This is a genomic window from Roseicyclus sp. (assembly GCF_965662675.1).
In the GTDB taxonomy this organism is placed as follows: domain Bacteria; phylum Pseudomonadota; class Alphaproteobacteria; order Rhodobacterales; family Rhodobacteraceae; genus Roseicyclus.
The window spans coordinates 1-3,807 of sequence record NZ_CBFIIK010000163.1 but is presented as its reverse complement, the minus strand read 5'-3'; the positions used below and the strand labels follow the sequence as shown (position 1 = coordinate 3,807).

General features: G+C 63.9%; 4 protein-coding genes. 3 read left to right on the top strand and 1 reads right to left on the bottom strand.

What is annotated here, in order from left to right:
- Nucleotides 1-510, bottom strand: a 510-nt coding sequence (locus ACTG4J_RS15005; protein WP_439140541.1) for an IspD/TarI family cytidylyltransferase, incomplete at its 3' end; no start/stop codon positions are given.
- 247 nt (nt 511-757) lie between these two features.
- Here ACTG4J_RS15005 and dusB point away from each other — a divergent pair.
- From dusB to ACTG4J_RS14990, 3 genes are all read left to right on the top strand, one after another.
- Nucleotides 758-1,690, top strand: coding sequence for a tRNA dihydrouridine synthase DusB (gene dusB, locus ACTG4J_RS15000; RefSeq protein WP_439140542.1), 933 nt, complete (start codon nt 758-760; stop codon nt 1,688-1,690).
- Nucleotides 1,687-2,754: a two-component system sensor histidine kinase NtrB gene (locus tag ACTG4J_RS14995; RefSeq protein ID WP_439140540.1), complete on the top strand. Its 1,068-nt coding sequence runs from the start codon at nt 1,687-1,689 to the stop codon at nt 2,752-2,754. The genes dusB and ACTG4J_RS14995 overlap by 4 nt, the downstream gene beginning before the upstream one ends.
- A 47-nt stretch (nt 2,755-2,801) precedes the next feature.
- On the top strand, nt 2,802-3,807 hold a 1,006-nt coding region (locus ACTG4J_RS14990), incomplete at its 3' end, for a sigma-54-dependent transcriptional regulator (RefSeq protein WP_439140539.1).

Sequence of the window (3,807 nt, the reverse complement as noted above, 5' to 3'; positions counted from 1 at the left end):
GTGAAACCCCTGCGGTGTTTGCGCCCGCCAAAGCCCCGTCCGATCAACCGTGCCCGTGACCATCGCATCGCCGCGCCACAGCGCATCGGTGACGGCAAGTGCCGGGGCGGCCGCTTGATGCTGCGCCAGCGCCCCGATCACCGCGTCGATCACATGAGCTGGAATGCCGGGACGCGCCACATCATGGATCAAGACCAGATCGGCTTGCCCCTCCAGCGCTTCAAGCCCCGCAAGAACCGAGGCCGCGCGGGTGGCCCCGCCCGTGGCAGTCTTGAGCGTCTTTTGCGTGGTCACCGGCCAATCGGCGCGGTCGCTGTTCTGGGCGACCACCAGCATGATCATATCGATGGCGGGATGCGCGTCGAAGGCATTGACCGTGTGCTGGGCGATAGTCTTGCCGGCGATGCGGCGCCATTGCTTGGGCAGGTCGCCGCCGGCGCGCACACCCTTGCCCGCCGCGACGATCAGCGCGGCGATCTTGGGGCGGGCATATGCGGGCCGATCTACCATGTTTGGGTGATATGCGCTGGACGCGGGCGGCACAACGGTACACAATCACCGCTTAAATTTTAATCTATGTGGTGAATTTTTAATCAATAAGCCGAGACGGGTTTCGTAGCCTCCGTGGTGTCACAAGAGTTTCTTTTGAACTTCGAGAGGGATACGCCTAACCCCATAGGCTCAGTGCACAAGGATTGAGCACGTGACTTTTCAATTGGCGAATGTCCCGCTTGTGCCGCCCGTTTTGCTGGCGCCGATGGCGGGCATAACGGATCGGCCCTTTCGCGACCTCGTGGCGCGCTTCGGGGCGGGCTTGGTGGTGTCCGAGATGGTGGCAAGCGCCGAGATGGTGATGGCCAAGCCATCCGTGCGCGCTCGTGCCGAGCTGGGCTATGATGCCAGCCGCACCGCCGTGCAGATCGCGGGCCGCGAGGCACATTGGATGGCCGAGGCCGCCCGCATCGCCGAAGGCCAAGGGGCAGCGATCATCGACATCAACATGGGCTGTCCGGCCAAGAAGGTGACGAATGGCTATTCCGGTTCGGCATTGATGCGCGATCCCGACCATGCGCTGCGCTTGATCGAAGCGGTGGTGGGCGCGGTCACGGTGCCGGTCACGCTCAAGACAAGGCTGGGCTGGGATGATGCGATGCTGAACGCGCCCCAGATCGCCGCGCGTGCCGAAAGCGCAGGTGTGCAAATGATCACCATCCACGGGCGCACGCGCTGTCAGTTCTACAAGGGTCAGGCCGATTGGGCCGCGATCCGCGCGGTATGCGATGCGGTCAATATCCCGGTCATCGCCAATGGCGATATCGTCGATGCGCCGACCGCACGCCGCGCGCTGGTGCAATCGGGCGCGCAAGGCGTGATGGTGGGGCGTGGCGCGCAGGGGCGGCCTTGGGTCTTGGCCCAGATCGCCGCCGCCCTTTACGGCACGCCAGCCCCGGTGATCCCCAAGGGGGCCGCGCTGTGCGATCTGATCGGCGGGCATTACACGGCGATCTTGGGCTTTTACGGGCGTGACCTTGGGCTGCGCGTCGCGCGCAAGCATCTGGGATGGTATATGGATGCCGCCCTGACGCCCGCTGATCTGCGACAGGCGATCTTGACCGCGCAAAGCCCCGAGGCGGTGCTGGCCCATTTGCCAGATGCGTTGGCCCATGCGCCGGAAAGGGCGGCGGCATGACGAAAGTGACGACCAGCCTATGGGCTTCGCTGCCCATTCCGGCCGTCATCTGTGATGCGGAGAATCGCATTCTCGATGTGAACCCTGCCGCAGAACTCTTTCTGAACGCGTCGAAAAAGGCGCTTGAGGGTTATCCCGTCTGGGACAAGATTTTCGTCGCCGCCCCCTTGGAAGAGGCCTTCGCCCGCGTGCGTGAGGCCAGCGCGCCCTTGTTCGTCAACGCTGTCGATGTCGGCACCGGCAGCCGCAAGCCCGTATCCTGCGATGTGCAGGTCGCATCCTTGGCCGACAAGCCCGATCATGTTCTGGTGCTGCTCGAGAACCGCGAATTGGCCGGGCGGCTCGACCGGGCCATGTCGTCGAAAACGGCCGCGAAATCGGCCATCGGCATGGCCGAGATGCTGGCCCATGAGATCAAGAACCCGCTGGCGGGCATCACCGGGGCTGCGCAGCTGATTGCGATGAATGCATCGGGCGAGGATCGCGAATTGACCGATCTGATCGTCGAAGAGACGCGGCGTATCCTCAAGCTGCTTGGTCAGGTCGAGGAATTCGGCAATGTCCGGCCCCCCGACAGGCGCGCGGTAAATATCCACGATATTCTCGACCGCGCGCGCAAATCGGCCGCGATCGGTTTTGCCGTCCATATGCGGATCGAGGATGAATACGACCCCTCGCTGCCGCCCACTTGGGCTGATCCCGACCAGTTGCAGCAGGTCTTCTTGAACCTGATCAAGAACGCCGCCGAGGCGGGGCGCGCGGGTGGCACGATCCGGCTGCGCACATTCTATGAGTTGAGCCTCAAGGTGCGCCGCCGCGACGGGTCGGGCGCCGCCGTGCCCTTGCAGATCGAGGTAATCGACGATGGCCCCGGCATCGCGCCCGATATCGCCGAGGATCTCTTCGAACCCTTCGTCTCGGGCCGCGAGAATGGCACGGGCCTCGGTCTGGCCTTGGTCAGCAAGATCATCGCCGATCATGATGGCTGGATCGCCGTCGACAGCGTGCCGGGTCGCACGGTGTTCCGTGTCTCGCTGCCCATCGCGCCGAAAGATGCCCAATGACCCGAAACCTGCCGCATACCTCCCAGTTAAGCAAAGAGATCTGAACCATGGACGGAACAGTACTTGTCGCCGATGACGATCGCACCATCCGCACCGTGCTGACACAGGCGCTGACGCGGGCGGGGTGCAAGGTGCATGCAACCTCCAGCCTGATGACGCTGATGCGCTGGGTCGAAGAGGGCAAGGGCGACCTGGTCATCTCGGATGTGATGATGCCCGACGGCAATGGGCTGGAGACATTGCCGCAGATCACCGAAAAGCGGCCCGGACTGCCGGTGATCATCATCTCGGCCCAGAACACGATCATGACCGCGATCCAGGCGACCGAGAAGGACGCCTATGATTACCTGCCCAAGCCCTTCGACCTGCCCGACCTGATGAAGCGCGCGGCGCGTGCGCTCGACCTCAAGCGGCGCAGCAAGCCTGTCCGGATGACGGAGGGCGGGCCAAGCCCCGCGACACTGTCCGCGCAAGAGGATTTGCCGCTGGTCGGGCGCACCGCTGCGATGCAGGCCCTTTATCGGCTGGTCGCACGGGTGATGAACACCGATCTGCCGGTCTTGATCACCGGCGAAAGCGGCACGGGCAAATCGCTGATCGCGCGCGCGATCCATGATTTCTCGGATCGGCGCACGCTGCCCTTCGTGGTCGCTTCGGGCGCGGATCTGGAAGGGATGGATGGCCCATCGGCGGTTCTGGCGCGCGCGCGGGGCGGCTCGATCCTCTTCGATGAGGTCAGCGATCTGTCTGAGGAGGCGCAGGCCAAGATCGTGCGCATGCTCGATGCGTTCGGCGATGCAGCACCCCGCGTGATGGCGACCTCGCAGCGCGATCTGATGGAAAAGATGGAGGCGGGCCGTTTTCGCCAAGACCTGTTCTATCGCTTGGGCGGCGTGACCTTGTCGGTGCCTGCCTTGCGCGAACGTGTCGATGACATCCCGCTTTTGTCGGCGCATTTCCTTGCCCGTGTCGAGCGTGATGGCATGGCGCTGCGTCGGTTTTCGGGCGAAGCGATGGATCTGATCCGCGCCTATTCATGGCCCGGAAATGTCC

Excerpts from the sequence above, each read along its gene's own strand:
- dusB (WP_439140542.1), top strand. The coding sequence starts at position 758 with ATGGCGGGCATAACGGATCGGCCCTTTCGCGACCTCGTGGCGCGCTTC.
- ACTG4J_RS14995 (WP_439140540.1), top strand. The coding sequence starts at position 1,687 with ATGACGAAAGTGACGACCAGCCTATGGGCTTCGCTGCCCATTCCGGCC.